This is a genomic window from Luteimonas sp. Soil_C_16, from assembly GCF_057657295.1.
The window spans coordinates 719,623-745,108 of sequence record NZ_JBDGIS010000001.1 but is presented as its reverse complement, the minus strand read 5'-3'; the positions used below and the strand labels follow the sequence as shown (position 1 = coordinate 745,108).

Here is a 25,486-nt window from a genome sequence, read left to right as displayed (position 1 = left end):
TATGCACGCGCGGATCAGCTGGTGCTGGTCGGAGTGCCTTCACCCTCGACCGGCGGCGTCGCCGGCGGCGTCGTGGTCGGATCGGTCGGCGGCTGCGTCATCGGATCCGTCGGCGGCGGCATGGTCGGATCGGTCGGCGTCGGCGATGCGGGATCGGTCGGTGGCGGGTTCATCGGATCCGTCGCGGGATCGACCGGCGGCGTCGCCGTGTCGTTCATCGGGGCCGGATCCGTCGGCGGGACATCCGGCGGCGGCGGATCGTTGCTGCAGGCCGTGAACGCGAAGGCCATGGCGGCTGCTAGCGGAAGCGCAATACGTCGCATCGGATGACTCCTCATGTGGATGTTGCCGTGCACTATCGGCGCCTGCGTGTAGTGCCGGCGTGGTCCGTGCCGTAGAAATTCCGTTATCCACAGCGCATTGCCGATTTTCGTTCAAGGTCATGCCGCGTGTGATCGGCACTGCAATTCCTGAAAGCGTGCCGACGACGGCACCGTCACGCAGCCACACGAAAACTTCACCGATGTCGCTGCATGCCCCTGTTCCGCCCCTCTCCGGAGTCGGCGATGTCGACGCGCGTTGCCACCGGCTCGCGCAGCGCTTCGATGCCGTGCGTGGCCGCAGTGCGGCGCTCGCCGCGCCCATCGGCGCGGAAGACGCCATGGTGCAGAGCATGGCGGATGCCAGCCCCACCAAATGGCACCTCGCCCACACGACCTGGTTCTTCGAACGCTTCGTGCTGGCCGACGGTGGTCCATACACGCCCTTCGATCCCGCCTGGGATTACCTGTTCAACAGTTATTACCAGAGCGCTGGACCGATGCACGCGCGGCCGCAGCGCGGCGTGTTGTCGCGGCCAACGCTCGCGCAGGTCTCCGATTACCGCGACGCAATCGAAACACGCATGCGCGCGCGACTGCAGCGCGGCGCTCTCGATGCACGGCTGCTCGACATCGTCGAACTCGGCCTGCAGCACGAGCAACAGCATCAGGAATTGCTGCTGACCGACATCAAGCATGCGTTCTTCAGCAATCCGCTCCACCCCGCCTATCGCGACGATCTGCCGCAGGTCGGCGGCAGCTCGGCAGCGCTCGGCTGGATCGCACGACAGGAATCGATCGTCGAGGTCGGCCATGCCGCATGGCCCGGCGATGCCGGTTTCGCGTACGACAACGAATCGCCGCGCCATCGCGTGCTGGTGCCCGCGCATGCGCTGGCGAGCCGGCCGGTCAGCAACGCCGAGTTTCTCGCCTTCATCGAGGACGGCGGCTATCGCGCCGCGGGCGCGTGGCTCAGTGCGGGCTGGGACACCGTCAGCGCCCGTGGCTGGACGCGACCGCTGTACTGGAACGAGGCCTGCGAAGCCGAGTTCACGCTGGGCGGCTGGCGCGCGCTCGATCCCGCAGCGCCGGTGTGCCATCTGAGCTACTACGAGGCGGATGCGTTCGCGCGCTGGGCCGGCGCGCGTCTGCCGACCGAATTCGAATGGGAACAGGCGGCCGCCTCGCTGCCGGTGGACGGCAACTTCGTCGACTCCGGCCGGCTGCATCCCAGCGCGCCGTCGACTGCCGCGACCGGTCTGCAGCAGATGTTCGGCGATGTCTGGGAATGGACATCCAGCGCCTACACCGCCTATCCCGGCTATCGGCCCTGGCCGGGCACGCTGGGCGAATACAACGGCAAGTTCATGGATGCGCAGTGGGTCCTCCGCGGCGGCAGCTGCGCGACCTCCGCCGACCACGTGCGCGCCAGCTACCGCAACTTCTTTCCCTCCGATGCGCGGTGGCAGTTCGCCGGTCTGCGCCTGGCCAAGGATTCCGCATGAATGCCGCCATCGCCCGCGCCCGAGCGCAGGCCGCGCTGACTGATCTGCGCCCGCAACCCGACGACATCGCCGCCGATGCGATCGCCGGCTTGTCGCGCACGCCCAAGACATTGCCGTCGAAGTACTTCTACGACGCGGAAGGTTCGCGCCTGTTCGAGGCGATCACGCGTCAACCCGAGTACTACCTCACCCGTGTCGAGCTGGCGCTGATGGAAGCGCAGATGCCGTCGATCGCGCAGGCGATCGGCGACGGTGTGCACGTGGTCGAGTTCGGCAGCGGCAGCGGACGCAAGACCGAGCTGCTGCTCGAAGGTCTCGCGGCGCCGGTTGCCTACACACCGATCGAAATCTCGCGCACCGCGCTGATGGACAGCGTGACTCGTCTCGGCCAGTCCTTTCCCGATGTGCAGATGCTGCCGGTCTGCGCGGATTTCACACGCCCTGTGCCGCTGCCGCGCGCCGACCGACGTGCGCACCGCACGCTGGTGTTCTTCCCGGGATCGACGCTCGGCAACTTCTCCGACGAGGATGCCGTGCGTCTGCTGCGCTCGATGCGCGGCACGATGGGCGATGCCGGCTGCGCGCTGATCGGCATCGATCTGGACAAGGACCCGGCGATCATCGAGGCCGCCTACAACGATCTGGCGGGCGTCACCGCGGCGTTCACCGTGAACCTGCTGACGCGGCTCAACCGCGAGATCGACAGTGATTTCGACACCGACGGCTTCCGCCATCGCGCGCACTACGCGCGCGAACGCATGCGGATCGAAACGAGCCTGGTCAGCGAACGCGCACAGACCGTGCGCATCGCCGATCACGCCTTCGATTTCGCCGCCGGCGAAGCTATGCACGTCGAGATCAGCCAGAAATACACCGACGCCTCGTTCTCCGCGCTGGCCGCGCAGGCCGGGCTGCGCGTGACGCATGGCTGGAACGACGAGGGTGAGAGTTTCGGCCTGCGGTTGCTGCAGCCGGCCTGAGCTGGTGACCCCTGACGATGCGCGCATCGCAGCGGAGATCCACGCGCTGCTGGCGGCGCGCGCGTCCGATGCGTCCATCTGCCCGTCCGAGGTCGCACGGCGTCTGTATCCCGAAGAAGCCTGGCGAAACGCGATGCCGGGCGTGCGCCGCGTGGCGCAGGCGCTCGCGGCGGAGGGTGCCATCCGGATCACGCAGGGCGACGCGGTGCTCGATCCCGGCGCGGCGATCTCCGGCCCGGTCCGCCTGCGGCGCGGCCCGCGCTGGCCCGACGATCCGTCCAGGCGCTGACCGGCCTCCGCGATCGCGTGCCGTATCGTGTCGCGCATGACGATGTCCCCCGACAAACCCTTCTCGCCGTCCTGCGATCGCAATCGCGCGCCGATTCTCGACGTCCTGCGCGCGCAGTTCGAACACCGTCGGCAGGTGCTCGAGATCGGCAGCGGCACCGGCCAGCACGCTGTGCATTTCGCCGCGGGGATGCCTTGGCTGCGCTGGCAGACCTCGGAACGCGCGGCGCATCTGTCGGGCATCGCGGCCTGGCTCGACGAGGTCGCGCTGCCGAACACGCCCGCACCGGTCGCGCTCGATGTCGCGCAGCCCGACTGGCCTGCGTCAACGGCCGCCGACGGCCGCTTCGATGCGGTGTTCACCGCGAACACGCTGCACATCATGGGCTGGCCCGAGGTCGAAGCCTGTTTCGCCGGCCTCGACCGCGTGCTCGCCGACGATGCGACGCTGGTGGTCTACGGGCCGTTCAACGTGGGCGGCACGTACACCAGCGACAGCAACCGCGATTTCGACGGCTGGCTCAAAGCGCGCGATCCGCGGTCGGGCATCCGCGATCTCGAAGCGGTGGATGCGCTCGCGTTGCAGATCGGTCTGTATCTGCACGGCGACATCGCAATGCCGTCGAACAACCGCTGCCTGGTGTGGCGGCGCTGAGCGCGCGGCGTTCTTCCGGCATGTGACCGCACCGCGTCAGCGCGGCATCCGTGAACCCGGTCGCGGCGCCTGCCCGCGCGCCATGGCTACAATCGGGCCGGGGATGTCATGGTCATCCGCACGACACGGAACGGACACACGGGGGAGAGGGTGATGGGATATCTGCGTGCCGGCCTGTGCGCGCTCGGGCTGCTGTTCGCGTCGACTGTCGGCGCACAGACGTTGCCGGCGCCGGCCGAGTTCTATTTCGACGACGACGCGCGGACGGCCTCGCCGATCATTGCGATCGCCGGCGACGACGACCAGACCCATGCGCGGCTGTTGCAGTTGATCGAACGCAACGGTCGCAATGCCGACCAGGCGCGGGCGCAGCTGGCGCAGGCGCTGATGCGCAGCGGTCGCGAGGACACCGGCCGCGCGATGTACGCGCAGGCGCTCGCATCGCTGTCGACGCGCGCGCCCTTGCGCAGCGCGGTGCAGTGGAACTACGGCTGGGACCTGTATCGCGCCGGCCATCACCAGGACGCGCTGGAGCAGTGGCGACAGGCGCTGGACGGTCGACTGCTGCGGCCCTCGTGGGCGCCGCCCACGCTGGCCCTCGGACTGTGGTCGACCGACCGCCGCGACGAGGCCGTGCGCTGGTACGCCGCCGCAGTGCGTACCGAGCCGACCCTGTGGAGCGATCCGGCGCGCTATCCGACCCTGCTGCCCGACTGGACGGCTGCGGAACGCGCGACGTTGGCCGAGGTGTTTGCAGCGTGGCGGGCGGCGCCGCCGGCCTGGCCGTAATCGGGCAGGTGTTGCACGGGGCTGGCGGCTGACCTGGCGAAACGTGCGACTCGTCGTCCGCAAGGCGTAGGCCGGCACGGGCTTCAACCGCGCGAAGCGCTGATCATCCAGCCTTTCACCTGAGCGTGCGCACGCCTTGCGCCGGACTCACGGCTTTCCGGCTGTCCTGCTCGAAGTCACTGGTTCCCGGCTTACGCCGGGATGACGGTGCTGGCGTTCCGTGAGACATCGCGAGCGCGCGCACGCCAGCGAGCGCATTTGCCGAACGCGTCTGCACGCGCAGGGCGACGCGTCGATCAGTGCTTGTCTTCGACCGGAATCTGCCGCGCGACCAGCCACTCGCGCACGGTCTCGCGGTCGCGCTTGGCATCGGCCGACAAGACTGCGTCGCGCGCGCGGAAGAACGAGGGCTGGAAGGTCACGCCGACGCGGTCGCGGGCGGTCGGATCGGCGCCGGCCTCGAGGAAGCGCACCACCCAGCCGGTCGCGTTGATGCGTGCGGCCTTGTGCAGCAGGGTCGCGCCGAACGCGTCGGTCGCGTCCGCGCGCGCGCCGGCGTCGAGCAGCAAGCGGATGTTCTCGTCGTTGCGCGCTTCGAGTGCATTGAACAGCGGCGTTTCGCCGTTCTTGGTGTTCGGCGTATCGGCGGACGCGCCGCCGGCCAGCAAGGTCTTCAGATAGCTGGCGTCATCCTGCATGGCCGCCAGATGCACGGCGGTGTTGCCGTTGGCCGCGCCGGTGGTCGCGTCGGCGCCGGCATCGAGCAGCGCCTGGAACGCGCGGCGGTCGCCTCGGAGGATCGCCGCCTGCAGCAGCGGAGAGCCCTGGGTGTCCTTGGCATTGGGATTGGCGCCATCGGCGATCAGGCGCCGGATCTCGGCGGCATCGCCCGCACTCGCGGCGCGCGACAGCGCGGAGGCGGCGGGATCGGTGGCGTGGTCCTGGGTCATGCTCGTTCCTTGTCTGGCGCAGGCGCCGCTGGCAGCGAGCGCCAACACGATGCAGGCGATGATCCGCCACTGCGGAAATGGCGCGATCGAAGCGACACCCATCATGGCGAGGCCTCCGAAGCGGTACAAGCCATCAGCCTAGCCCGACCGGCAGTCGGGCGTCGTGACAGGGTGCGGGCATCCCGGGCGCAGAGACAGCCGGGAATCGCGGCACTCAACGGAACCAGTTGACCGGGTTGAGGTTTTCACCGGCCCAGCGCGCGCCATCGGCCAGACGGTCGCCGGTCCAGCTGGCGGCATCGCCCACCGCGCGTGCGCCGTCGGCGATGCGGTTGCCGGTCCAGGTCACGCCGTCGACCACGCGGTCGCCGACCCACTGGGCGCCGTCACCGGCGCGATCGATGACCCACTCGGCGCCGTCACCGACCTTGTCCAACCCCCACTGCGCGCCGTCGCCGACGGTGTCGGCCACGGTGTCGACCGCGCGGCCGGTCCATTCGACGCCACTGGCGACGGCATCGAACGGTGCATCGAAGCCGGTGCGGTCGCCGAGATCGCGCAGCACGCTGCCGCCGAGATTGGTGATGTTTTCGACCACGTCACCCGCGGTGCCCAGGGTATTGGAAATCGCGTCGCCACCGAGACCCACCACGCCGTCGACCACGTCACCGGCGATGCTGAAGGTGCCGCCGACATAGCGGCCGTTGCCGTAGTCGTTCTGCACCGCATCGGTGATGCCGCTGACGGCCTCGGTCACCGTGGAGCGGCCATCGGAATACAGACCGCCGATGCCGTTGGCCAGCGAGCCCAGCTGATTGAGGTTGTGCTCACCGATGTTCTCGAGCGTGCCGAGCGCCAGCCCCAGATTGGTGCCCGAGCGGTCGACCGGTGCCTGCGCTTCGTTCTGGCGCAGGGCTTCGACATAGGACGGATTGTCGCCACCACCGCCGTGCAGGCCGAGCATGTCGAAGCGGCCCATGCCCTCGGGCGGCGCGACGCGCAACTCGGTGCCCACCGCGTTCGGCGGCGACATGCTCAGCACCGGAATCATCGGGATGTCCTGCTGCGCGAGCGTCAGCGGATCGCCATCGACGACGTAACGGCGGATCTGGCCGCTGTCGGCGATCTCGCCGCGCGCGGCATTGGGATTGAAGCCCAGGCTGGTCAGCGTGTTGTTGCTCAGACCCGAAGCGTTGAAGGTCACGCCCGGCACGTCGGTTGCCAGCATCGCGGCCGAGGCGAGGCCGCCACCCAGCGAGTGGCCGGTGATCGCGACGTTGCCGTTGCCGAAGGTATCCACCGCGATATTCGCCAGCTCCATCGCCTGCGAATACTGCGCGGTCTGCATGCCGAGACCCTGGCCGCCGTTTGCGCGCGAATCGCCGCCGGCGCCCAGGCCCCAGCTGTCGGTGCCGCGATAGGCGACGACGTACTGGCCCTCGGCATTCTGGTAGATCGCCGCGTCGAAGCCGGTCTGCGCGTCGTGCAGCGCGTCGGGCGAGATCGGAATCTGGTTGCCCTGCGCATCGACGAGATGCGTGCCGTCGGCGCTGGGTTCGAGACGGTTCCAGCCGGCGGCCTGCAGATCGGCCTCGGCCGCGGTGCCGGTGACGCCGTCGGGGCCGGTCAGCGTGTAGCTGTCGTTCGCCATCAGGGCGAACTGCAGGTCCTGATCGGGCTGCGGCGCGGTGCCGCGGACCGAATCGGCGAAGCTGCCGTCGCCGCGCGGGAAGCCGGCACTGGTGTCGACGTTCGCGGGCGTGCGCGGTTGCAGCGCGGACGAGGCCTGCAGCGCCGGATCGAGCGCGAAATCGCGGAACGGATCGACGGGCGAGTTGTTGCCGGATACCGGGGACAGGCTCATGGCGCGCGCACCTACGGAAACGATAGCTCCGACGATAGGGGGCCAGGGCGACGCCGGACAGCTGGTGCGGACCCTAGGTCGCGGCGCGCCCGTTCAGGACGGCAGCGGCTCAGTAGGTCGCGGCGACGTTCGCTTCCAGCGGCACGCCGTTGGCCTTGAGCCAGGCGACGATCTCGCGCCGCTCGGCGCGGGCACGGTCGTTGAGCAGGTTCGCGGGGAAGCCGAAGTACTCGTGCTGGAAGGTCACGCCGCGCGAGTTTTCCGTCTGCGGCCGGGCGCCCTTGCGCAGCAGCGCGAGGATCGCCGCGCCGCCATTGGTCCGGCCGGCGACGTGCAACGGCGTGTCGCCATTGCGGTCGGCCAGATTGGGATCGGCGCCCGCATCCAGCAAGACCTCGGCCTGGCCGGCGGTCGGCGACAGCAATGCCTGCACCAGCGGCGTCGCGCCGGTGTGCGGGTTGGCCACGTCGACATCGCCGCCCTTGGCGATCACCGCGCGCAGGATCGCCGGATCGCCTGAGAACGCGGCCGCATGCACCGGCGTGTCGCCGCGCGCATTGACGCGGTTCGGGTCGGCGCCGCCTTCGAGCAGCGCATCCACGCTGGCCGCACGGCGCTGGCGGATCGCTTCCATCAGCAACGTTTCGCCGTCACTGCCCGGCGTGTCGGGGGCGACATGTTCGAGCTGTCGGCGGATCTCGGCGGCATCGCCGCGACGGACGGCGTCGGCCAGTTGCGCCGTCGTCGGCGAATTGAATGCGTCGTTGCTCATGGACGGCTGTGCACACCCTGCGGCGCAGAGGAGAAGGACGATCGAGGACAGGGCGCGGAGGCGGGTCATGTCAGCGCCCGATCATACGCACGGCACATGCGCGGTCCGTGAGTCTCAGCGACCGAACAGGCCACCGACGAAGTTCGTCGCGCCCTGGGCCACCCAGCCCGCGCCGTCGGCCAGGGTTTCGGTCACCTGGCCGGCCACGTCGGTGGTGAACTCGGCGACGTCACCCGCCCCGTCGATCACGGTCGACAGCGCGCTGCCACCCCAGCCGCCGATGTTGCGGTCGACCACACCGGCCAGCTGGTCGGCATAGCCGTCGATGGTGTCACCGGCGGAATTGAACGCGCCTTCCGCGAAGTCACCGGCCAGGCTGATACCGCCCTGCAGGTACTGGCCATTGGCGAATTCGTTGGCAACCACGGTGTCGACGTCGGTGGCGAAGTCATGCACGTTGCGCGCGTAGTCGTCCTTGGTCGCATCGGGCAGCAGGTTCTGCAGATCGCGGCCGGTGGAGGACGGGTTCTGGTAGCCCGCCTGCCACGGCTGCGCTTCGATCATGCCGGCGGTCAGTGCGTTGGGGCTGTGGCTGATCGCGGCGTAGGCGATTTCGCCGCCGCCGAACACGAGCGCGGGTGCGGCCAGCGCACCGGCTGCGGCGCCGCCGAGCGGATTGCCGAACAGGCTGCCGACGAGCGCGCCACCGGCCGTGGTCGCCGGCGCGATCGCGGTCGTCATCAACAGCCCGGTCACCGGATCGCGCGCGGCTTCGACCACCGTGTTGAGCGCGTTGCTCTGCGACTGCGAGAAACCTTCGATCGGCCCGTAGTTGGAGAACATGTTGTTGACGTCCGCAGCCGCCGGGTCGACGACGATCTGCGTGCCCAGCGCATCCGGCGCGACGACGCCGGTTATCCAGCTGTCCTGCGCATTGGTCAGCGCATCGCTGGACAGCGAATAGGCGCGGATCTGGCCGCCTTCGGCGCTGTCGCGCGCGGCCTGCGGATCGATCCCGATGCGGTCGAGGGTGTTGGGATGGATGCCCGACGCGTCGAACGTGACGGCGGAAATGCCGCTGGCCAACGCGCCGACGCTGGCGAGACCACCGCCCTGCGAATGACCGGTGATCGCGAGGTTCGAGGAGTTGGCGCCGTTGTCGCCGAACACGTTCGCGAACTCGCGGGCGGTGTTGACCGCGGTGACGCTGAACTTGTCGCCGTCATTGGTCTCGTAGCCGAGGCCCTGGCGGAAGTTGTTCTCCCAGTCCGGGCCGCCCTCGGCGGTGCCGCGGTAGGACAGCACGTAGTTGCCGGCGCCGTCGGTGTAGACCTCGGCGCGGAATTCCTGGGCGTTGCTCGGCACCGCATCGTTGGCGCCGAGATACTGCAGCCGCCAGGCCTGCGGATCGGCGACGCCCTGGTCCATCAGCTGCTGGTCGCTGACCGCCTCCCAGCCCGGCGGTGGCGCGCCGCGCGTGCCGTAGACGGCGGTGGCGAGCTGCGACAGCGTGACGTCGAAGGGCTGCGCCTGCGTGCCGCTGGCGACCTCGTCGAGCGTGCTGCCTGCGGGGATCGCATACGGGCTGGTGCCGCCCTGCCCCTGGCTCTGCGCAGGCCCGGTGCCCGGCGCCTGGACCTGCGGGTGGTAACTGGTGTCGGGGCGGTAGACGCCACTCTGCGGCGGCGGCAGCGGCGGGCCGTACGACTGGAGCGGCGTCTGTTGCGGACGCCAGGTGTCCTGGACGCTACCGATGCCATCGCCAATGGTCAGGGACATGACCGCGCTCCACCCGGGCTTTCGAGGACTCCACGCTAACGCGGGCGTCGGCGGCTGCCATCTAGGGCGGGTCCTAGGGCGGCGGTTGCGCCGGTTCGCCTTGGAGACACTGCGGCCGCGACGCGCAGTGGGCAATTCGATTCCGTGCACGCACAAGAAACGGGGGCCGGGACGTCTTCGTACGTGATGCCCCGGCACGCACGTCGACCCAAACACGATGCGCGTCGATTCGGATGCGCTCGAGGCACCCTTCAATCAGTCCAGCCCGCCTGCGACTTCAAGTGGCCAAGCGGCTCGACGGCACGCCAGCATCAACAACGGGCGCCACCTTCAGTCGGCGCCGGCCTCGAGTCGCACCTGATGCGCCTGCAGCCACGCCACGACGGCCTCGCGCTTCGCGCGGGCCGCGTCGTTGAGACGGGCATTGGGCGTCTTGAAGAAGAAGCGCTGGAAGGTCGCGCCCTGCCCGTTCTTCGCCAGCGGATCGGCGCCCGCATCCAGCAGGGCCAGCACGTGGTCGCCAGCGTTGATCATCGCGGCCTTGTGCAGCGGCGTGTTGCCGGTGCGATCGGCGGCGCCCGGATCGGCGCCAGCCGCGAGCAGCATGCGGAACTGCGCATCGGTGCGCGGCCCCGTCGCGCCGGCCAGCGGCGTGGCATGCGTTTCGCCATGTCGCGCATCGGGATCGCCGCGGCGGTCTAGCACGATCTTCAGATACTCGGGATCGTCGGCGATCGCGGCGCCATGCACCGCCGTTGCGCCAGCGAGTCCCGGCGCGTTCGGATCGGCGCCGGCATCGAGCAATGCGGTCAACGCGTCCTTGGCCTGGGCCAGCATCGCGATCTGCAGCAGGTTCACGCCTTGATCGCCGCGGGCATTCGGGTCGGCGCCGGCCTGCACCTGCGCACGTACGGCAGCAGCATCGTCGTCGGCGACGGCATCGGCCAGCGCAGCCGCGCTGGCATCGGTGAAAGCGGCTCGAGCGTCCATTGCGTCTCCACTGCAGGCGGCGCCGGACAACATCAGCAACAGGCTCAGGACTGCGGCGCGCATGCCTGCATTCTCACACAGCCGCAGCGGCCATCCCGTCGACACGGATCCGATCAGTTCGCCCAGGGCTGCTGCTGCGACAAGGCTTCAATCACCACGTCCTGCATGTGCTTGGCGATGCTGTGGGAGACGATCGAAATCGGATTGAAGCGGTCGAAGCCGGTCAGCGGCGCAGGATCGTCGAGCACGATCTCGTAGCCGGGTGCATCAGGAATGTTGTTCACCACCCAGATGTCCTGCTGGGCCTTGGTCAGCGCTTCGCCGTCGACGTTGTACCGGCGGATCTGACCGTCGGCAGCGTCGGCCCTGGCGGTTGCGGGATCGAGACCCAGGCCCTCGATGGTGCGGTCGTGCACGCCGGCGGCGTTGAACGTCACCGCAGCGCCATCGACGGCCATCGCGGCCGTCGCGGCCAGCCCGCCGCCGAGCGAATGCCCGGTGATGGCCAGATCGTCGCCATAGGCGGCGGAGGCCAGCTGCGCCAGCTGCACGGCTTCGTCGTACTGCTCGGACTGCCAGCCCACGCCCTGGCGGAAATTCGCGCCGGTCCAGTCCTTCAGATCGTTCGATCCGGCGAACGCCAGCACGTGGTTGCCGTCGCCGTCGGTGTAGATGCCGGCGCGGAATCCGCTCTGCGGATTCTCCAGCAGTGCGGGGTCGATACCGGCGGCCATCAGGTCCGCATCGCTGACCCGGCTCCAGTCGCCGACTTGCTGTACGGCAGGATCGTAGACCGCGGCCGAGATCTGCATGAGGTCCAGATCGATCGCCCGCGATTCCTGACCGCGCACTTGGCTGTCGAACGACGCCGCGTTCGCGGCAGTCCCGCCCGACGCGAACAGGGCGCCGAGCTGCGGGTGATAGCCGGGTTCGAGCTGGTAGCTGCCCGTGGGCAGCGGCGGCGCGCCCTGCGACTGCGCACGCAGGACATCCGGCGGCGGCATCGCCTGCAGGCTCGACGGCGTGACGCTGGACGACTGGACGCTGAAGCTCATGACCATCTCCACAGAACCGATGGACCGACCCTAGGCATACACGGCGCGCGTCGACAGCTGGGGTGGACCCCAGTTCGCGGCGCCATCCCATTCATCGATGCAGACGATCAGCGCGCGCAGCCCTGCTCGGGTGCGGCTTCAGGCGCGTCTGGCGTTGCGTGTGCACGTGCAACCTGGACGGCGAAGGTCCGACCGAATGCGGTCTCCGAGAAATCATCCAACGCGCCCTTGAGCATGGCTGGGTCGCCGGACCGCGCGGCTGCGAGCAGTGCGTCGAGTGGCGACGCCGCTGCGCCCGGCGCAGGCACCGCAGTCGACGGCTCGGCCGGCTGGCGTCGCGACACCTGTTCGAGGGCGCCGCGCGTGGCCGGTCCCACGATGCCATCGACGTCCAGACCCTGCGCCTGCTGGAACGCGCGCACGGCTTCGATGGTCCGGGCGCCGAACACACCGTCGACCTGCAGCGCGCGATCACGCGCATCCGTGAAACCGAGTCCGGCCAGCGCGGTCTGCAGGTGACGGACGTCGTTGCCGCGGCTGCTTTCGCGCAGCAATGCATCGGCGTGCGCTTCTCCTTGCACCGGAACGGGGGCGCGGTTCCAGAAGTTTTCCGGGCTGAGCAGTGCGCCCTGGGGATCCCGCAACTGGTAGTGCACGTGACGTGCGTACTGCGCCTGGCCTTCCGGGCCACGGCCGCCCATGGTGCCGATCGGATCGCCAGCCGCGAGCGCCTGGCCCGCTTCGACCTGGCGGGCATCGAGATGCAGGATCTCGTGCGAGTACCCCTGCGCATCGCGGATCTTCACGGTGCCGAACGCGCCACCGGAGAACGTGACCACGCCCGCGACCGGGCTGTGCACGACCGGATGCGCCAGATTGACCCCGGTCTGCCCGCCGACATAGTTGAAGTCGGTGCCGCCGTGCGCATGCGCGCCCCGCTGTTCGCCGTAATGCCCGGTCACGTGCGGCGCGATCCCGGCCTGCGGCGGCAGCATGACCCGCATCGTCTGCGCGAATCCGGCCGCCGCCGGCGTTTCGATGTCGGCTCCGACCGCGCGCGCGTCCGACAACGTCTGGATACGGTCCGGCGTGAGCTCGCGCGCCCAGCGTTCGAAGCGTTGCATCCGGTCGTCCAGCCCGTTCGGCGGATCGGTCCCGTTGATCGATGCACCCGCCGCGCGTGCATCCTCACGCGAGCCCGGCGACACGTTCTGCTGCCAGTACCAGGTGGCGATGCGCGACGCGTGTTCGGGCCGCGCCGCGAGATCCGGATTGCCGACCAGGTCCAGTGCCAGCGCCTCGCCGGCAGCGGCGTACTGGTCCTTGCCGGTCAGTTGCATATAGCCGCGCCCGCGATACAGATAGCCATCGCCCGGCTCGCTGTTGCCCATGCGCCCGCCGTACATCAGTTCGGCGAGTGCTTCGGGCCGGCCCGCCAACGCCTCCAGTCGAGCGGCCTCGAGCGCATCGCGACCCTGGCGCAGGGCAGAGCGCACGTTGCCGCTGATCTGCTCGGCGCTGCGCGTGTAGCGGAAACCTTCTTCGAGGCGTTCGAGCCCACCCGATTCATGACCGACCTGGGCCATGAAGTTCGCCAGTTCGCGCGGCCGGGTGATGCCGGCTGCATAGGCATCACGCAAGAGCTGTGCTTCCCGTTCCGTGGTCATCGTGCAGTTCCTTCTGCTGGGTGCATTTCGACGAAGCGTCCGGGTTCGTCATGCCTCGATTGGTCGGCAATGCCTCGACGCGTCAATCCAGCACCGGCGCCGGTGGAAGGCGTGCCGGGTCGAAGTCCACGAAATCGATGTCGCCGAAGTCCGCCGCGGTCAGTGCCTCGTGTTTCTGCAGATCCGTCTGCGTGTCCGTCACGCCGCGGGTCACGTTCGCGAGCCGCCAGGTCGCGCGCTCTGGCGCGTATCGGAAGACGTAGTCGTGGAACCAGCGTTGGCGCGATCCGCCGGCCACCGCCAAGGTCACGGTGCCTGCCTCGATCCGGGCGCCCGCATAGGGATCGCCCGCCATGCCGCCGCAGCGCGCGCACGGCACGATGCGCGCGTTCTCGGCCACGTTCTGCAGAGTGCCCGTCGCATCCCGGGCCAGCAGGACGACCGTGCGCGCCGGGCCATCGCCGAATGCGCGTCCGTCCGTCGTGGCCGGCGAGAACACGATCAATGCGTCGGCGCTGCCACGCCCGGTCAGATCGCCGGGCACGGTATCGACCAGGGTCGCGCCCTGCGGCACGAAGGCGGCCGGATCATCCACATCTGGCGGCGTCGCGGTCGGCGGTTCGTGCGACGCGGGCATCTGCGAAGCATCCGCGGTCGTTGCGATGTCGTGTCCGGACGGTATCGCGACCGGTTCCTCCTGGGCGACGCAGCCGAGCAGCAGCGCGGAACAGAGCGGCGCGAACCTCCATGTCAGGTGCATCGATCACTCCTTGAGACGGATCGCGCTGCACATTGCGCGCGAGGGATGTCAGATCGACTCGTCGACCACGCGCTGCAGCTGCCAGCACGGCGATTTTCCGAAGACGTAGCGTTGCTGGTCGCTGGTGTTGGGCGTCCGGACCTGCACTTCCATGCGGCCATCCGCGACCGCCGCGATGTCGTAGGTGCGGCCGCTGCCGCCGACGAGGTCGAGACGCGGCATCACCGGCCAGACCACGTCCGCGAGCGCGACATCCGCCACGACGCGGCGGGGCTCGGGCTCGGCATCGGTGTCGTAACGCTCGACGATGAGCGGATCGGCGGTCGTCAGTTCCTGGAACGCGATTTCGCGACCGAAGCGCTCGATGAAGACATCGAACGAATCGATCGGACACGCGGATGCTGTCGCAGTCGCCGCCGGTTGCGCCGCCGTTTGCGCCGCCGCGGAGTTCGATGTGGGGGCGCATGCCACAAGGACGACTGAAAGAATGACGGCGACACCACGGTGCATACGCAAAGTGCTCGAGATCGTACCGGCGCTGCGTGTTGAACCCAGACGGGCACCGGTCCTGCACCTTGAATCGTCGCTGCCACATGCGCGTTGCTGGCCGCGTACAGCAGTCGTGCACCACGCCCGGACGTTCAGGGCGTCTGCGAGGATTTCTGCCACTGGATTTCTACTGTCCATTTTCTGCACTGTTCTGGCGTCGTCACAACCGCAAGCGCGACATCGACGCCCGGGGCGTTGAGCATCGACGATTTCTGCCGTCGAAACGCGTGCGGATGTTCCCGGTTCTACAAACGCGCGTGTCGGCGGTCAACGCGCTGGCGTGTCCGGCAAACCCGGACGCGGCCGTGTCATGCAGATGTGCAGCGCTACTTCATTGTCTGGGGTTCGAACAGCAGGTCCTGGTAGTCGTAGCTGAAATCCGCAGTCGGCGAAATCGCCTGCATCCGGATCTGCGCGATCTTGCCTTCCGCGTCCAGCGAGAAGGCGACCGACGCCGGCTCGATCGCCGCGTCGTCCCAGGCCACCCGGAAGGTGTCGTACTGCCAGTGGGTCAGCGTGCCCTGCATGCCGGGCGTCTGGCGGAAGTCGATGCGCAACTTGCCGCCTGTCTCGGTGATGGTGATCGGGCCGTACCAAGCATCGGCGTAGGTCCCGGCATAACCGGCTGGCGACAGCGACGGCCGTGATGACCTGCGGATCTGCGCGCCGGTCGCGTCCAGCGCGGCCAGGCCGTCGGCGAGGCGCGCCTGGTTCCAGGTGGCGAATGCCCCGACCCAGTCGCGCGGCTCGAAGCCGAGGTAATGGTCGAGCAGCTCGAAACCCAGCCCCCGCAGGACGTCGACGTCTTCGGAATTGATCTGCAGCGAGATGCCGAGGTTCCGCTCGGGCACCAGCACGGTGAAGGCCAGTACGCCGAACACCGCGCCGCCGTGCTGGATGACTTTGATGCCGCGGTAGTCCTGCACGTTCCAGCCCAGCGCATAGCCGGAGAACTGGGGGGTGATGTCGGTGATCGGTGCCGGGTAAGGGCGGATCGGCACAGGTACCTGCGGCGTCCACATCTCGTGCGCCGAAGCTTCGCTGTACAGCCGGCCGCGATCGTCCGGCAGCGCGCCGAGCGCGAGCTGCACCTGCAGCCAGCGCGCGAAGTCCTGCGCGCTCCAGGACAAGCCGCCCGCGGCGGCGCCGACCTGGCCCAGACCTTCGCGTTCCGGCAGCAGCTGCTGCGGGCCGAGGCCGCGCAGGCGCGGATCCAAACGCGCATGCGGCTGCGCGCGATTCTCGGTCGCGAAGCGATCGTCCTCGTGACTGGTCGCGGTGCGCATCTGCAACGGCGCGAAGATGCGCTCGCGCACGAAGGTTTCCCAGTCCTGTCCGCTGACCGCTGCCACCACTTCGCCGGCGACGATGTAGAGGATGTTGTCGTAGGCGTAACCGCTGCGGAAACTCGTGGCCGGCCGGATGTGCCGCAGTGCGCGCACGATGTCGGCGCGGCTGCGCGAGGTGCGGGGAATGAACAGCAGGTCGCCCGCGCCGAGGCCCAGGCCACTGCGATGCAGCAGCAGATCGCGCACCGTCATCTCGCGCGTGACCCAGGGGTCGTACATGCGGAAATCGGGCAGATGGTCGATGACCCGGTCGTCCCAGCCGAGCTTGCCGTCGTCGACGAGGATCGCGAGCGCCGCCGCCGTCACCGCCTTGCCGGTCGAACCGGTCGGGAAGATGGTGTCGGCGTCCACGCGCTCCGGCGCGCCGAGCCGGCGCACGCCATAGCCTTTGGCGTGCACGATCTCGCCGTCCTCGACGATCGCGATCGCCATGCCCGGCACGTCGCGGGATTGCATCGCGGCCTCGACCCGCGCATCGAAACCGGCAGGCGGCGCCGCAGCGGCGGTGAGGACGCACAGCGATAGAAGCACTCCGGCGATGGCCGGCAGAGGGTTCGGCATGACAGCGTCTCCCGTCCTCGCGGACGTGTCGTTCAAGGCAGGGGGGTCACGTCGATCGACCTGCGGCGCCACAGCAGCCATACGCCCCAGGTCATCAGCGGCAGTACGTAAATCGCCAGGAAATACCAGGTCAGCGTGCCGTAGCCCTTGGCGATCAGTTCGACCAGGCCGACGGCCGTGGCGGCATACACCGCGACCAGCATGACGCCGACCGCAAGCGCCGGACGCAGCGCGCGCGGCATCGGACGCTGCCGCTCCGCCCATGTGTTGGCGACACGCTCGTTGAGGGCGTGCAGCAGCGCGACGCCGGTGTCCACCAGCGTCAGCATCACCGCGATCTGGAACACCCACTCGAACCACGGTGCCTGCAATTTCGCCAGCAGGAACGCCGACGGCAGGGCCTCGGCGCCGATCTCCCGGTAGTAGCCCATCATCGCGATGTAGAACACCACGCCCGGCAGCATGCCCAGTGGTCCTGCCAGCGCGCCGGCGGCGAGTGCCTCGCGGCGACGGCCGAAGTGGCGCACGCAGAACAGCACCGCGGGAATGGTGGCGACGTTGTAGCCGGCGTAGGTCACGCCGGCCTTGAACCACCCGGCCTCGACCGGCACCGACGCGAAGTTCGTCCCGATGCGGTCGCCGAATGCCACCACCGCCCAGATCACGAACACCACGTAGACCAGATACAGATAGCCGACCGAGGCGACCAGGAATTTTTCGATCGCGGCGCTGCCGCAGAACAGCAGCGCGCCCGTGGCGGCGATCATCGCCAGCGAGCCCGCCACCTTCGGCAGGCCGAACAGGCTGAAGGCGATTTCGCCGGCGGCCGCGCCCATGACCGCCAGGATCACCAGCATCAACAGCACGTAGCCGATCTCGAACGCGAACCAGCCGCGGCCCAGCAGCACCTTGAAGAACGCGCGGTAATCCCAGGCGCGGGCGACGCGGGCCAGCTCGAAGCTGACCATCAGCACGCCGCTCCACACCAGCATGCTGACCGTCATGCCGAGCAGGCCGCCCCAGGGACCGGCCGGCAGGAAGAACTCGACCAGTTCACGCCCGGTCGCATACCCGCCGGCGATCACCGCAGCCTGGAACACGAAGCCCGGCAACAGGTAACGCTGGAACCAGCTGGCCCGGGACGTCATGCGAGGCAGGCGTCGACCAGCCGACCAAACGCCGCGCCGCCGCGGACCGGATCCGCGACCGGCAGGCCCAGGCGGGCAGCGGTGGATACGATCGCGTCCTGCGCGTCCGCATCGTCGAGCGCCGCGGTGTTGAGGCTGACGCCCGCGCAGCGGATCGCGGGATTGGTGCGGGCGCCCAGTCGCAGCGCGAGGTCGATGGTCTCCTCGATCGACGGCACCAGGTAATGCGCATGGCCGAGCATGCGGTCGCGTCCGACTGCGTGGCAGACGACGATGACGTCCGGCTGGCTGCCGTGCAACAGCGACAGCGACACGCCCGCATAGGCCGGATGCGACAGCGAGCCCTGACCCTCGACGACATCCCAGTGCGCCGGATCGGCATCGGGTGACAGGAATTCCGCCGCGCCGGCCGCGAAGTCCGCGATCACCGCGTCCATCGGCACACCCGCGCCGGCGATCAGGATGCCGGTCTGCCCGCTGGCGCGGAACGTGGCGTCGAGGCCGCGTTCGCGGAACGCGCGCGCCAGCGACAGGGCGGTGTATTTCTTGCCCAGGGCGCAGTCGGTGCCCACGGTGAGCAGACGCTTGCCGGTGCGTTTTCGGCCGCTGGCGACGGGCAGGTCCGACGGCGGCTCGCGCACATCGATCAGGCGCCGCCCGTGCGCGATGGCCGCGTTGCGCAGCGCGTCGATGCCGGCCAGCCGGGCATGCATGCCGCCGACGAGGTCGAGCCCGGCCTGCAAGGCATCGAGCAACGCAGGTACCCACGCAGGCGGGATCCGCCCGCCCGGGTTGGCGACGCCGATGACCATCGCGCGCGCGCCCAGCGCGCGGGCCTGGGCGGGGGTCAGCCGCGGCAGGCCGGTGGTGACCGTTGCGCCCGGGCAGGCGAACTCGCCGAGACATCGCTCGGGCGCCCAGTCGCGCAGACCGAACGCGGTCTTCGCGTAGCCGGGTTCGACGATGTCTCCGAGAAACAGCAGGTACGGCTGCGGCAACGCCTCGGGAGCGTGCGGCACGGCGGCGGCAGTGGACATGGGGGCCGGGTCCTTCAGGCTCAGAACCGGACGTCGAGTTCGACGCCGAACGTCCGCGGCTGGATCGGTACTGCAGCCAGGTAGGCCAGCGTGCCGCTGAGCGCGCCGGCCGCCGGCGTCATCGACGAGTAGCCGCCTTCGCCGGTGACGTTGCTGACGTAGGCACGCAGCTCCCAGCGCTCCCGGCCGATGCCGGCGTAGAGATCGAGCGCGCGGTAGCTGTCGAGCCGCAGCGGCGCGGTCACCTCTTCCTGCAACACCGTGGACGGGTCGCCCGGCGCGGTGACGCGCTGGCGCTCGGTGGTGTCGCTCAAGCGCTCTCCGGTGAAGCGCAGCACGCCGCCTACCTGGCCGGACAGGCCCTGCGCGGTCATGAACGCGTACTCGGCGTTCGCCGCCCACGACAGCGTCGGCACGTACGGCATGCGGTCGCCGGCCAGGCCGGTGTTGAGCACGACGTCGAACGCGCCCTGCGGAATGACCGTGGCTTCGAAATCGTTCTTCACCCGCGCCTTGGTGTAGGCCGCATTGATGCCGAGCGACAGGGCCTCGGTGGCGCGGAACTGCGAAGCCAGCTCCAGGCCTTCGCTGCTCGCCTCGCCGCCGTTGACCAGGCCGCCGATGCCGTTGAACGACGACGCCACCTGGATGTCGTCCCATTCGATGCGGAACGCGGACACGTCGACCTGCACGCGGCGATCGGCGGTCTGCGATTTCAGTCCCAGTTCGTAGCTGGCGAGCATCGACGAGTCCACGCTCGGCGGAATCCCCGGGAGCGCCACGTTCGGGCCGCCGGGCTGGTAGCCGGTGGCGACGCGTGCGTACAGCATCGTGTCCTCGGCGAGCTTGAACTGCGGGCTCAGGCTCCAGGTGAACACGTCTTCGGTCGATTCGCCGGGCGCATCGCCGATCGGCGCGAGGATGCCCTCGCTGACGTTCTGGCTGAACCACTGGTCGTTGCGCGCCTGGCGCAGGCCGGCGTCGATCTTGAAGCGCTCACCGAACCGCCACGATGCGTTGGCGAACAGCGCGACTTCCTCGTACGTGCTCGGCAGGCCGATCACCGCCAGGGTGCCGAATGCCGCGTCGAACGGCGCCGGCAGCGGCGAGCCATCGCGCTGGCCCAGCCACGCGACCTGGTTCTGCTGTGCGTCTTCCTTGGTGTAGAACACGCCCGCCATCCACTCGAAGCGGCCGCCGGTCTTGGAACTGAAGCGGAACTCCTGGGTGATCTTGTCAAGGTCGAAGGTGTAGCGCACGTTCGAGCTGCCCGGCTCGGGCAGTCCCAGCAGCAGATCGGCGACTTCGCCGAACTGCACCGTGGTATCGATCTGGTCCAGCGTCTTGGTCTTCGACCAGCCGGTCGCGGAGACGAGATCGGCCCAGCCCAGATCCCAGTTCACGCTGAGCGAGGTCAGCGTCAGCTCCTTGGAGAACGGTTGGCGCTGCCAGTTCCTGCCCTCGAATTCCCCGCCGAGCGGCGCGTAGGTGTCCGGCTCGAGGGCAACCACGGCCCGGTCGCTGGCGTCGATGCGCTGGTGCAGCACGCCCAGGTCGACATCGACCATGTCGCCGTCCCACGACAGCGCCGCGCGTCCCCCGATCTGCTCGCTGTCGTTGATGTCGCGACGGCCATCGATCGCGTTGTCGGTATAGCCCGGCAATCCGTTGCGCGCGACGCTCATGCGCAGGCCCAGGCGATCTTCCTGCAGCGGCAGGCTGACGCCGACGCGGCCGTTCCAGTCCTGCCCGCCGTCCGATACCGAGCGCAGGCCGACGCCGGCGCGGAACTCTTCATTGACCAGGTCCGGCGCGCGGGTCACGTATTTGAGCAGGCCGCCGATCGCGCCCGCGCCGTACAGCGTGCCCTGCGGTCCGCGCAGCACTTCGACGCGGCTGATGTCGTAGGGCAGCAGGTCCAGCATCAGCGAGCCGGCGCTCTGGTAGATGCCGCTCGAGCCGACCGGCACCTCGTCGATGTAGGTCGCCACCGTCGCGCCCGACGACAGCGTCGAGATGCCGCGCAGCGAGACCGAGGTCAGGCCGGGGGTGCCGCTGCTCTGCACCTGCATGCCGGGAATCAGCGCCGCGTAGTCGGTCAGCGAACTCGCGGCCATGTTCTCCAGCTGGCGTTCGCCGATCACGCTGATCGACGCGCCGACGTCGCGGACGTTCTCGACGCGCTTGTTGGCGGTCACCACCACCGAGTCGAGCGTGACCGCCTCTTCGGCAGCCGTCGTGGCGCGTTCCTGGGCCAGCACGGGTACGGCCGCGCAAGCCAGCGTGCTGGCGATGGCGAGAGACAACGGTGAGCGGAACCACGGACGTGCGGATCGGAACGCGTGCATCGGTTGTCTCCCCAGACGATTATCCTGATCAGGGATCATGATCCCAATCAGAGAATTGTCAACACGGTTGGAGAAGATGGTGGATCCGCCCTTGCGGGCCGGTCACTGGCTGACGGACGCCCCGTCACGCCAGCCCGGCCCGCGCACCACGCGCCCCGGCGTGGCGCCGGTGTGCTCGCCATCGCGCAGCACCTGCTCCCCGTTGACGAATACGTCGCCCACGCCGGTCGCATAGCGCTGCGGCGTGTCGTAGGTGGCGTGGTCGATGATCGTGTCTGGATCGAACACCACGATGTCGGCGTAGCAGCCGGCACGCAGGCACCCGCGGTCGGCGAGCTTCCAGTTGGCGGCCGGCAGTCCGGTCAGGCGGTGGATGCCTTCTTCCAGTGACATGAGTCCCCGGTCGCGCACGTAGTGCCCCAGGAAGCGCGCGACGTTGCCGTAGGCGCGGGGATGGGTGCTGGATTTCAGGAACACGCCTTCGGGCGCCGAGGATTCCGCGTCCGATCCCAGGCTGACCCACGGCTGCTTCAGACCGAGCTCGACGTTCGCTTCGCTCATCAGGAAGTAGGCCGTGCCGATCCGGGAATCGTCCTCGATGATCAGATCGATCGCGGTGTCCTCGGGCGAGGTGCCGCGCTCGCGCGCGACGTCGGCGAGGCTGCGCCCGCTCAAGGGCTTGAGCGCCGGATTGTGGAAGTCGAGCAGCAGCAGGCGGTCGTCGGAGCCGGCCAGCAGCCGCAGGTTTTCCCAGTCGACGTCCGGATCGCGCATATCGGCGAGTACGCGTGCGCGGATCGCGGGGTCGCGCAGCCGCGCGATCATCGCGTCGTGACCACCCGCCTGGACCCAGGGCGGCAGGCTCGCGGTCAGGCCGGTGCCGCCGGCGGTATAGGCATACATGTCGGCGCTGACCTGCAGGCCTTCGGCGCGCGCGGCTTCGATCCGGGCGATGGCCTGCGCCATCTTCGGCCAGTTCTGTTCGCCCGCGGCCTTGAGGTGGTACACCCCGGCGCGTTGCCCGGTGGCGCGCGCGATGGCGATGGTCTCGTCGAGCGCCTCGAGAAAGCGGTCGGCCTCGCTGCGCATGTGCGAGACATAGCCGCCGCCGGATTCCGCGGCGGCCTGTGCCAGGGCGACCAGTTCGGCGGTGTCGGCGAATGTCGCCGGTGGATAGATCAGGGAGCTGCCAACGCCGAGCGCGCCCTCGCGCATTGCCTCGCGCACCACGTCCTGCATGCCGGCGAGCTGCGTGGGCGTCGGGGTGATGTCGTCTTCGCCGAGTTCGTGGATGCGTACCGTGGTCGCGCCGACGAACGAGGCAACGTTCGGCGTGATGCCGCGCTGCTCGAGGAACTCGAGGTAGCCGCCGAACGAGGTCCACGGCATGTCGTAGCGGAGGTCGCCCTGCTGCTTGAGCGCGTCGGCCTTCATGCGCGCGTTGACCGGTCCCATCGACCAGCCTTCGCCGAAGATTTCCAGCGTGATGCCCTGTTTTGTGTCGCTCATGCCGCGGCCGTCGACGATCAGCGATTCGGTCGCCCAGCTCAGGGTGTTGATGAAGCCCGGGGAGACCGCGCGACCCTGCGCGTCGAGCGTCGTGTCGGCGGTCGCGCCGCTGCCCGGCGGCAGCAACGCCGCGATGCGGTCGCCACGCACCGCCACGTCGACGCGCTGCGGCGGTGCGCCACTGCCGTCGTAGACAAGGCCGTTGCGGATCAGCAGGTCGTACTGCGCGGGCGTGTCGACCACCGGCGCGGTGCTGCAGGCGGCAAGGGCGAGCGGCAGCAGGGCGAGCGTCAGACGCGGCATGGCGGAAAACTCCTGTGCGGGTTGAAGCGGATCATCGCAGCGCGCGGATCGGGCGATCCAGGCGCCACAGCAAGGCGGCGGCCACGACGGCCAGGCCGGCGAGCAGCAGAAAGAAGCCGGAATGGCTGGCTTTCGACCACAGCGCGCCGACCAGGCCCGCCAGCAGACTGCCGCTGAAGACCGCGAGGAACCAAGAGGCCACCGTGGTCGCACCCAATCTCGGCGGCGCGAGCCTGGCGAACAGGCCGAGGCCGGTCGGCAGAATGTAGAGCTCGCCGAGCGTCAGGATCACGAAGAACGCGACCAGCCACAGCCAGCCGATGCGGGTGTCGCCGGCGACGGCGGTCACCGCGGCCAGCAGCACGTAGGCACCCGCCACGATCAGCGCGCCGATCGCCATGCGCAGCGCAGGCGCGGTCTCGTGTCCGGCCTCGGCGCGGCGCCGCCAGTGCAGCAGCAGCAACGGCGTCATGCTGATCACCAGCAGCGGGTTGAGCGACTGGAACCACGTCATCGGAATGGTGAAGCCTGCGACGACCCGGTCCACGCCGGTGTCGATCAGCAGCGGCAGCGTGTTGCCGACCTGCTCGTAGGCACCGCGGAAGATGGTCGCGGCAATCCCGACGCCCAGCAACAACAGCCACACCTTGCGATGGTTGCCGCGCACCGCCTGCGCGTCCACCACGCGCGCCACGCCGCGCGCCGGCTCGGGCGGCAGGTAGCGGCGGCCGAACACGTAGATCAGCAGACCGATGAACATGCCGATGCCGGCAGCGCCGAAGCCGTAGTGCCAGCCGTAGACCTCGCCCAGCGTGCCGCACACCAGTGGCGCCATGAAACCGCCGATGTTCAGCCCAACGTAGTAGACGTTGTAGGCGCGGCCGCGGCGGGGATCGTCGGCGGCGTAGAGATCGTTGATCTGGCTCGGCAGGCTCGGCAGGAACAGGCCGTTGCCGAGCGCGATGGTCGCCAGCGCGACGTAGAACATCGGCTCGAACGCCATCACGAAGTGCCCGAAGGCCATGATGCTGCCGCCGAGAATCACGGCATTGCGCTTGCCCAGCCAGCGGTCGGCGATGGCGCCGCCGAGGATCGGGGTGAAGTACGCCATCGCCGTGTACGCGCCATAGATGAAGGACGCCTTTTCCTGCGCGAACAGCAGCTGCTTGGTCATGTAATAGACCAGCAGCGTGCGCATTCCGTAGTAGGAGAACAGCTCCCACATATTGGTCAGGAACAGGATCGTCAGCCCGCGTGGCTGACCGAACCAGGTCTTGTCGGCAACGCTGCTCATGCCGTCGCCGACGGCCCCCAGACCTCGTCGCCGCACCAGATGTGGCCATCGGTGTAGCGCACCGACGGCGTACGGTCCTGCCTGAGGAAGATCGGCCCGTCCAGATCCACCACATCGCAGAACTGGCCGAGCACGAACGCGGGCGCCGCCGCCAGGCTGGTGCCGCACATGTTGCCGACCATGACCTGCTTGCCGAGCGCGCGCGCGCGGCGCGCCATCAGCAGCCCCTCGGTCAGGCCGCCGCACTTGTCGAGCTTGATATTGATGACGTCGAAGTACTGGTGGCGCGCTTCGAGTTCGGCCAGATCGAGGATGCTTTCGTCGGCGGCGAACGGCAGTGCGCGCGCGATGCCGTCGAGTTCGTGTTCGCGGTCGCGGACGCAGGGCTGCTCCAGCAGCGACACGCGCGCCTCCAGCAGGGCCGGCAGCAGGGCCGGCAGCGAGGCGCCGTCATAGCCCTGGTTGGCGTCGACACCGATCCACACCTCCGGGCAGCGCGCTCGTACCGCGCGGACGCGCACCGTGTCGAGGTCCGCGTCGCCGGTCAGCTTCAACTTCAGCGCGCGCGCCTGCGTGTAGGCCGCGGCGCGATCGGCCATGACGGCTGGATCGTCGGCGCCGACGGTGAAGGTGGTGAGCAGCGGGCGCACGCCGTCGAGACCTGCAAGCTGCCAGACCGGCATGCCCGCCTGCTGCGATTCGAGCTCCCACAACGCGGCATCGAGTGCATTGCGGGCACCGCCGGCAGGCAGCAGGGTGCGCAACGTCTCGCGATCGAGTCCCGCCTCGATGCGGGGCCGCATCGCCTCCAGCGTGGCCAGCATCGTGTCGGGATGATCGTGCGTGTAGTAGACGCCGGCGGCTTCGCCGCGTCCGACATGCGCGCCGGCGCGCAGGGTCACGACCGTCGCCGGCATCGCCGAGAACACGTGTCCGGCGATCCGGAAGGGCGCCGACAGCGGCAAGGGTTCGTTGTGCAGCTCGAGTTCGACCGGCTGGGCAGTCACGCGCGTT

At 69.1% G+C, this 25,486-nt stretch carries 22 protein-coding genes; 5 read left to right on the top strand and 17 right to left on the bottom strand.

The genetic code is table 11. The features are described 5' to 3' along the window. Positions 1 to 14: 14 nt before the first annotated feature. Positions 15 to 218: a hypothetical protein gene (locus AC3A5T_RS03335; RefSeq protein ID WP_487627344.1), complete on the bottom strand. Its 204-nt coding sequence runs from the start codon at positions 216 to 218 to the stop codon at positions 15 to 17. A 305-nt stretch (positions 219 to 523) separates the two neighbouring features. On the opposite strand from AC3A5T_RS03335, the gene egtB reads away from it, so the two are divergent. The 5 genes from egtB (at position 524) to AC3A5T_RS03310 (ending at position 4,537) form a co-directional block, all read left to right on the top strand. Next, the gene (gene egtB, locus AC3A5T_RS03330; protein WP_487627343.1) at positions 524 to 1,825 is read left to right on the top strand and encodes an ergothioneine biosynthesis protein EgtB; all 1,302 of its coding nucleotides are present in this window, start codon (positions 524 to 526) and stop codon (positions 1,823 to 1,825) included. Continuing rightward, positions 1,822 to 2,805: an L-histidine N(alpha)-methyltransferase gene (gene egtD / locus AC3A5T_RS03325; protein ID WP_487627342.1), complete on the top strand. Its 984-nt coding sequence runs from the start codon at positions 1,822 to 1,824 to the stop codon at positions 2,803 to 2,805. The genes egtB and egtD overlap by 4 nt, the downstream gene beginning before the upstream one ends. Before the next feature lies 1 nt (position 2,806). After that, positions 2,807 to 3,094 (top strand): DUF3253 domain-containing protein, encoded by a 288-nt coding sequence (locus AC3A5T_RS03320; protein WP_487627440.1) that lies wholly within the window; start codon positions 2,807 to 2,809, stop codon positions 3,092 to 3,094. A 36-nt stretch (positions 3,095 to 3,130) separates the two neighbouring features. Continuing rightward, on the top strand, positions 3,131 to 3,748 hold the full coding sequence (locus tag AC3A5T_RS03315) for a DUF938 domain-containing protein (RefSeq protein WP_487627341.1): 618 nt from the start codon (positions 3,131 to 3,133) through the stop codon (positions 3,746 to 3,748). 153 nt (positions 3,749 to 3,901) lie between these two features. Next, on the top strand, positions 3,902 to 4,537 hold the full coding sequence (locus AC3A5T_RS03310) for a tetratricopeptide repeat protein (RefSeq protein ID WP_487627340.1): 636 nt from the start codon (positions 3,902 to 3,904) through the stop codon (positions 4,535 to 4,537). A gap of 296 nt (positions 4,538 to 4,833) precedes the next feature. Here the strand turns inward: AC3A5T_RS03310 and AC3A5T_RS03305 are convergent, their stop codons facing one another. The 16 genes from AC3A5T_RS03305 to AC3A5T_RS03230 form a co-directional block, all read right to left on the bottom strand. Next, positions 4,834 to 5,592 (bottom strand): ankyrin repeat domain-containing protein, encoded by a 759-nt coding sequence (locus tag AC3A5T_RS03305; protein ID WP_487627339.1) that lies wholly within the window; start codon positions 5,590 to 5,592, stop codon positions 4,834 to 4,836. A gap of 109 nt (positions 5,593 to 5,701) precedes the next feature. Further along, positions 5,702 to 7,351: a Tle-like phospholipase domain-containing protein gene (locus tag AC3A5T_RS03300; RefSeq protein ID WP_487627338.1), complete on the bottom strand. Its 1,650-nt coding sequence runs from the start codon at positions 7,349 to 7,351 to the stop codon at positions 5,702 to 5,704. Between the two features lie 109 nt (positions 7,352 to 7,460). Then, positions 7,461 to 8,123, bottom strand: a complete 663-nt coding sequence (locus tag AC3A5T_RS03295) for an ankyrin repeat domain-containing protein (RefSeq protein ID WP_232148251.1) — start codon at positions 8,121 to 8,123, stop codon at positions 7,461 to 7,463. Positions 8,124 to 8,237: 114 nt separating this feature from the next. Further along, positions 8,238 to 9,902, bottom strand: a complete 1,665-nt coding sequence (locus AC3A5T_RS03290; protein ID WP_487627337.1) for a Tle-like phospholipase domain-containing protein — start codon at positions 9,900 to 9,902, stop codon at positions 8,238 to 8,240. Positions 9,903 to 10,232: 330 nt separating this feature from the next. Beyond that, positions 10,233 to 10,955 (bottom strand): ankyrin repeat domain-containing protein, encoded by a 723-nt coding sequence (locus tag AC3A5T_RS03285; RefSeq protein ID WP_487627336.1) that lies wholly within the window; start codon positions 10,953 to 10,955, stop codon positions 10,233 to 10,235. A gap of 50 nt (positions 10,956 to 11,005) precedes the next feature. Continuing rightward, positions 11,006 to 11,947 (bottom strand): Tle-like phospholipase domain-containing protein, encoded by a 942-nt coding sequence (locus tag AC3A5T_RS03280; RefSeq protein ID WP_487627335.1) that lies wholly within the window; start codon positions 11,945 to 11,947, stop codon positions 11,006 to 11,008. Between the two features lie 107 nt (positions 11,948 to 12,054). Then, positions 12,055 to 13,614, bottom strand: coding sequence for a peptidoglycan-binding protein (locus AC3A5T_RS03275; RefSeq protein ID WP_487627334.1), 1,560 nt, complete (start codon positions 13,612 to 13,614; stop codon positions 12,055 to 12,057). Positions 13,615 to 13,696: 82 nt separating this feature from the next. Next, a complete protein-coding gene (locus AC3A5T_RS03270; protein ID WP_487627333.1) occupies positions 13,697 to 14,374 on the bottom strand; it encodes a hypothetical protein in 678 nt (225 codons plus the stop codon). Positions 14,375 to 14,422: 48 nt separating this feature from the next. Further along, a complete protein-coding gene (locus AC3A5T_RS03265; RefSeq protein ID WP_487627332.1) occupies positions 14,423 to 14,845 on the bottom strand; it encodes a hypothetical protein in 423 nt (140 codons plus the stop codon). A gap of 404 nt (positions 14,846 to 15,249) precedes the next feature. Next, positions 15,250 to 16,833: a serine hydrolase gene (locus AC3A5T_RS03260; RefSeq protein ID WP_487627331.1), complete on the bottom strand. Its 1,584-nt coding sequence runs from the start codon at positions 16,831 to 16,833 to the stop codon at positions 15,250 to 15,252. A 32-nt stretch (positions 16,834 to 16,865) separates the two neighbouring features. Next, entirely contained in the window at positions 16,866 to 17,981 is a 1,116-nt protein-coding gene (locus tag AC3A5T_RS03255; RefSeq protein WP_487627330.1) for a YkvI family membrane protein, read from the bottom strand. Further along, on the bottom strand, positions 17,978 to 19,018 hold the full coding sequence (locus tag AC3A5T_RS03250; RefSeq protein ID WP_487627329.1) for an N-acetyltransferase DgcN family protein: 1,041 nt from the start codon (positions 19,016 to 19,018) through the stop codon (positions 17,978 to 17,980). Before AC3A5T_RS03250 ends, AC3A5T_RS03255 begins: the two co-directional genes overlap by 4 nt. 20 nt (positions 19,019 to 19,038) lie before the next feature. Next, on the bottom strand, positions 19,039 to 21,366 hold the full coding sequence (locus AC3A5T_RS03245; protein ID WP_487627328.1) for a TonB-dependent receptor: 2,328 nt from the start codon (positions 21,364 to 21,366) through the stop codon (positions 19,039 to 19,041). Between the two features lie 102 nt (positions 21,367 to 21,468). Then, positions 21,469 to 23,178 carry an N-acyl-D-amino-acid deacylase family protein gene (locus AC3A5T_RS03240; RefSeq protein WP_487627327.1) on the bottom strand — a complete coding sequence of 570 codons (1,710 nt, stop codon included), beginning with the start codon at positions 23,176 to 23,178 and terminating at the stop codon, positions 21,469 to 21,471. A gap of 31 nt (positions 23,179 to 23,209) precedes the next feature. Then, positions 23,210 to 24,472 carry a peptide MFS transporter gene (locus AC3A5T_RS03235; RefSeq protein WP_487627326.1) on the bottom strand — a complete coding sequence of 421 codons (1,263 nt, stop codon included), beginning with the start codon at positions 24,470 to 24,472 and terminating at the stop codon, positions 23,210 to 23,212. Beyond that, the gene (locus tag AC3A5T_RS03230) at positions 24,469 to 25,479 is read right to left on the bottom strand and encodes a dipeptide epimerase (protein WP_487627325.1); all 1,011 of its coding nucleotides are present in this window, start codon (positions 25,477 to 25,479) and stop codon (positions 24,469 to 24,471) included. Before AC3A5T_RS03230 ends, AC3A5T_RS03235 begins: the two co-directional genes overlap by 4 nt. Positions 25,480 to 25,486 lie beyond the last annotated feature (7 nt).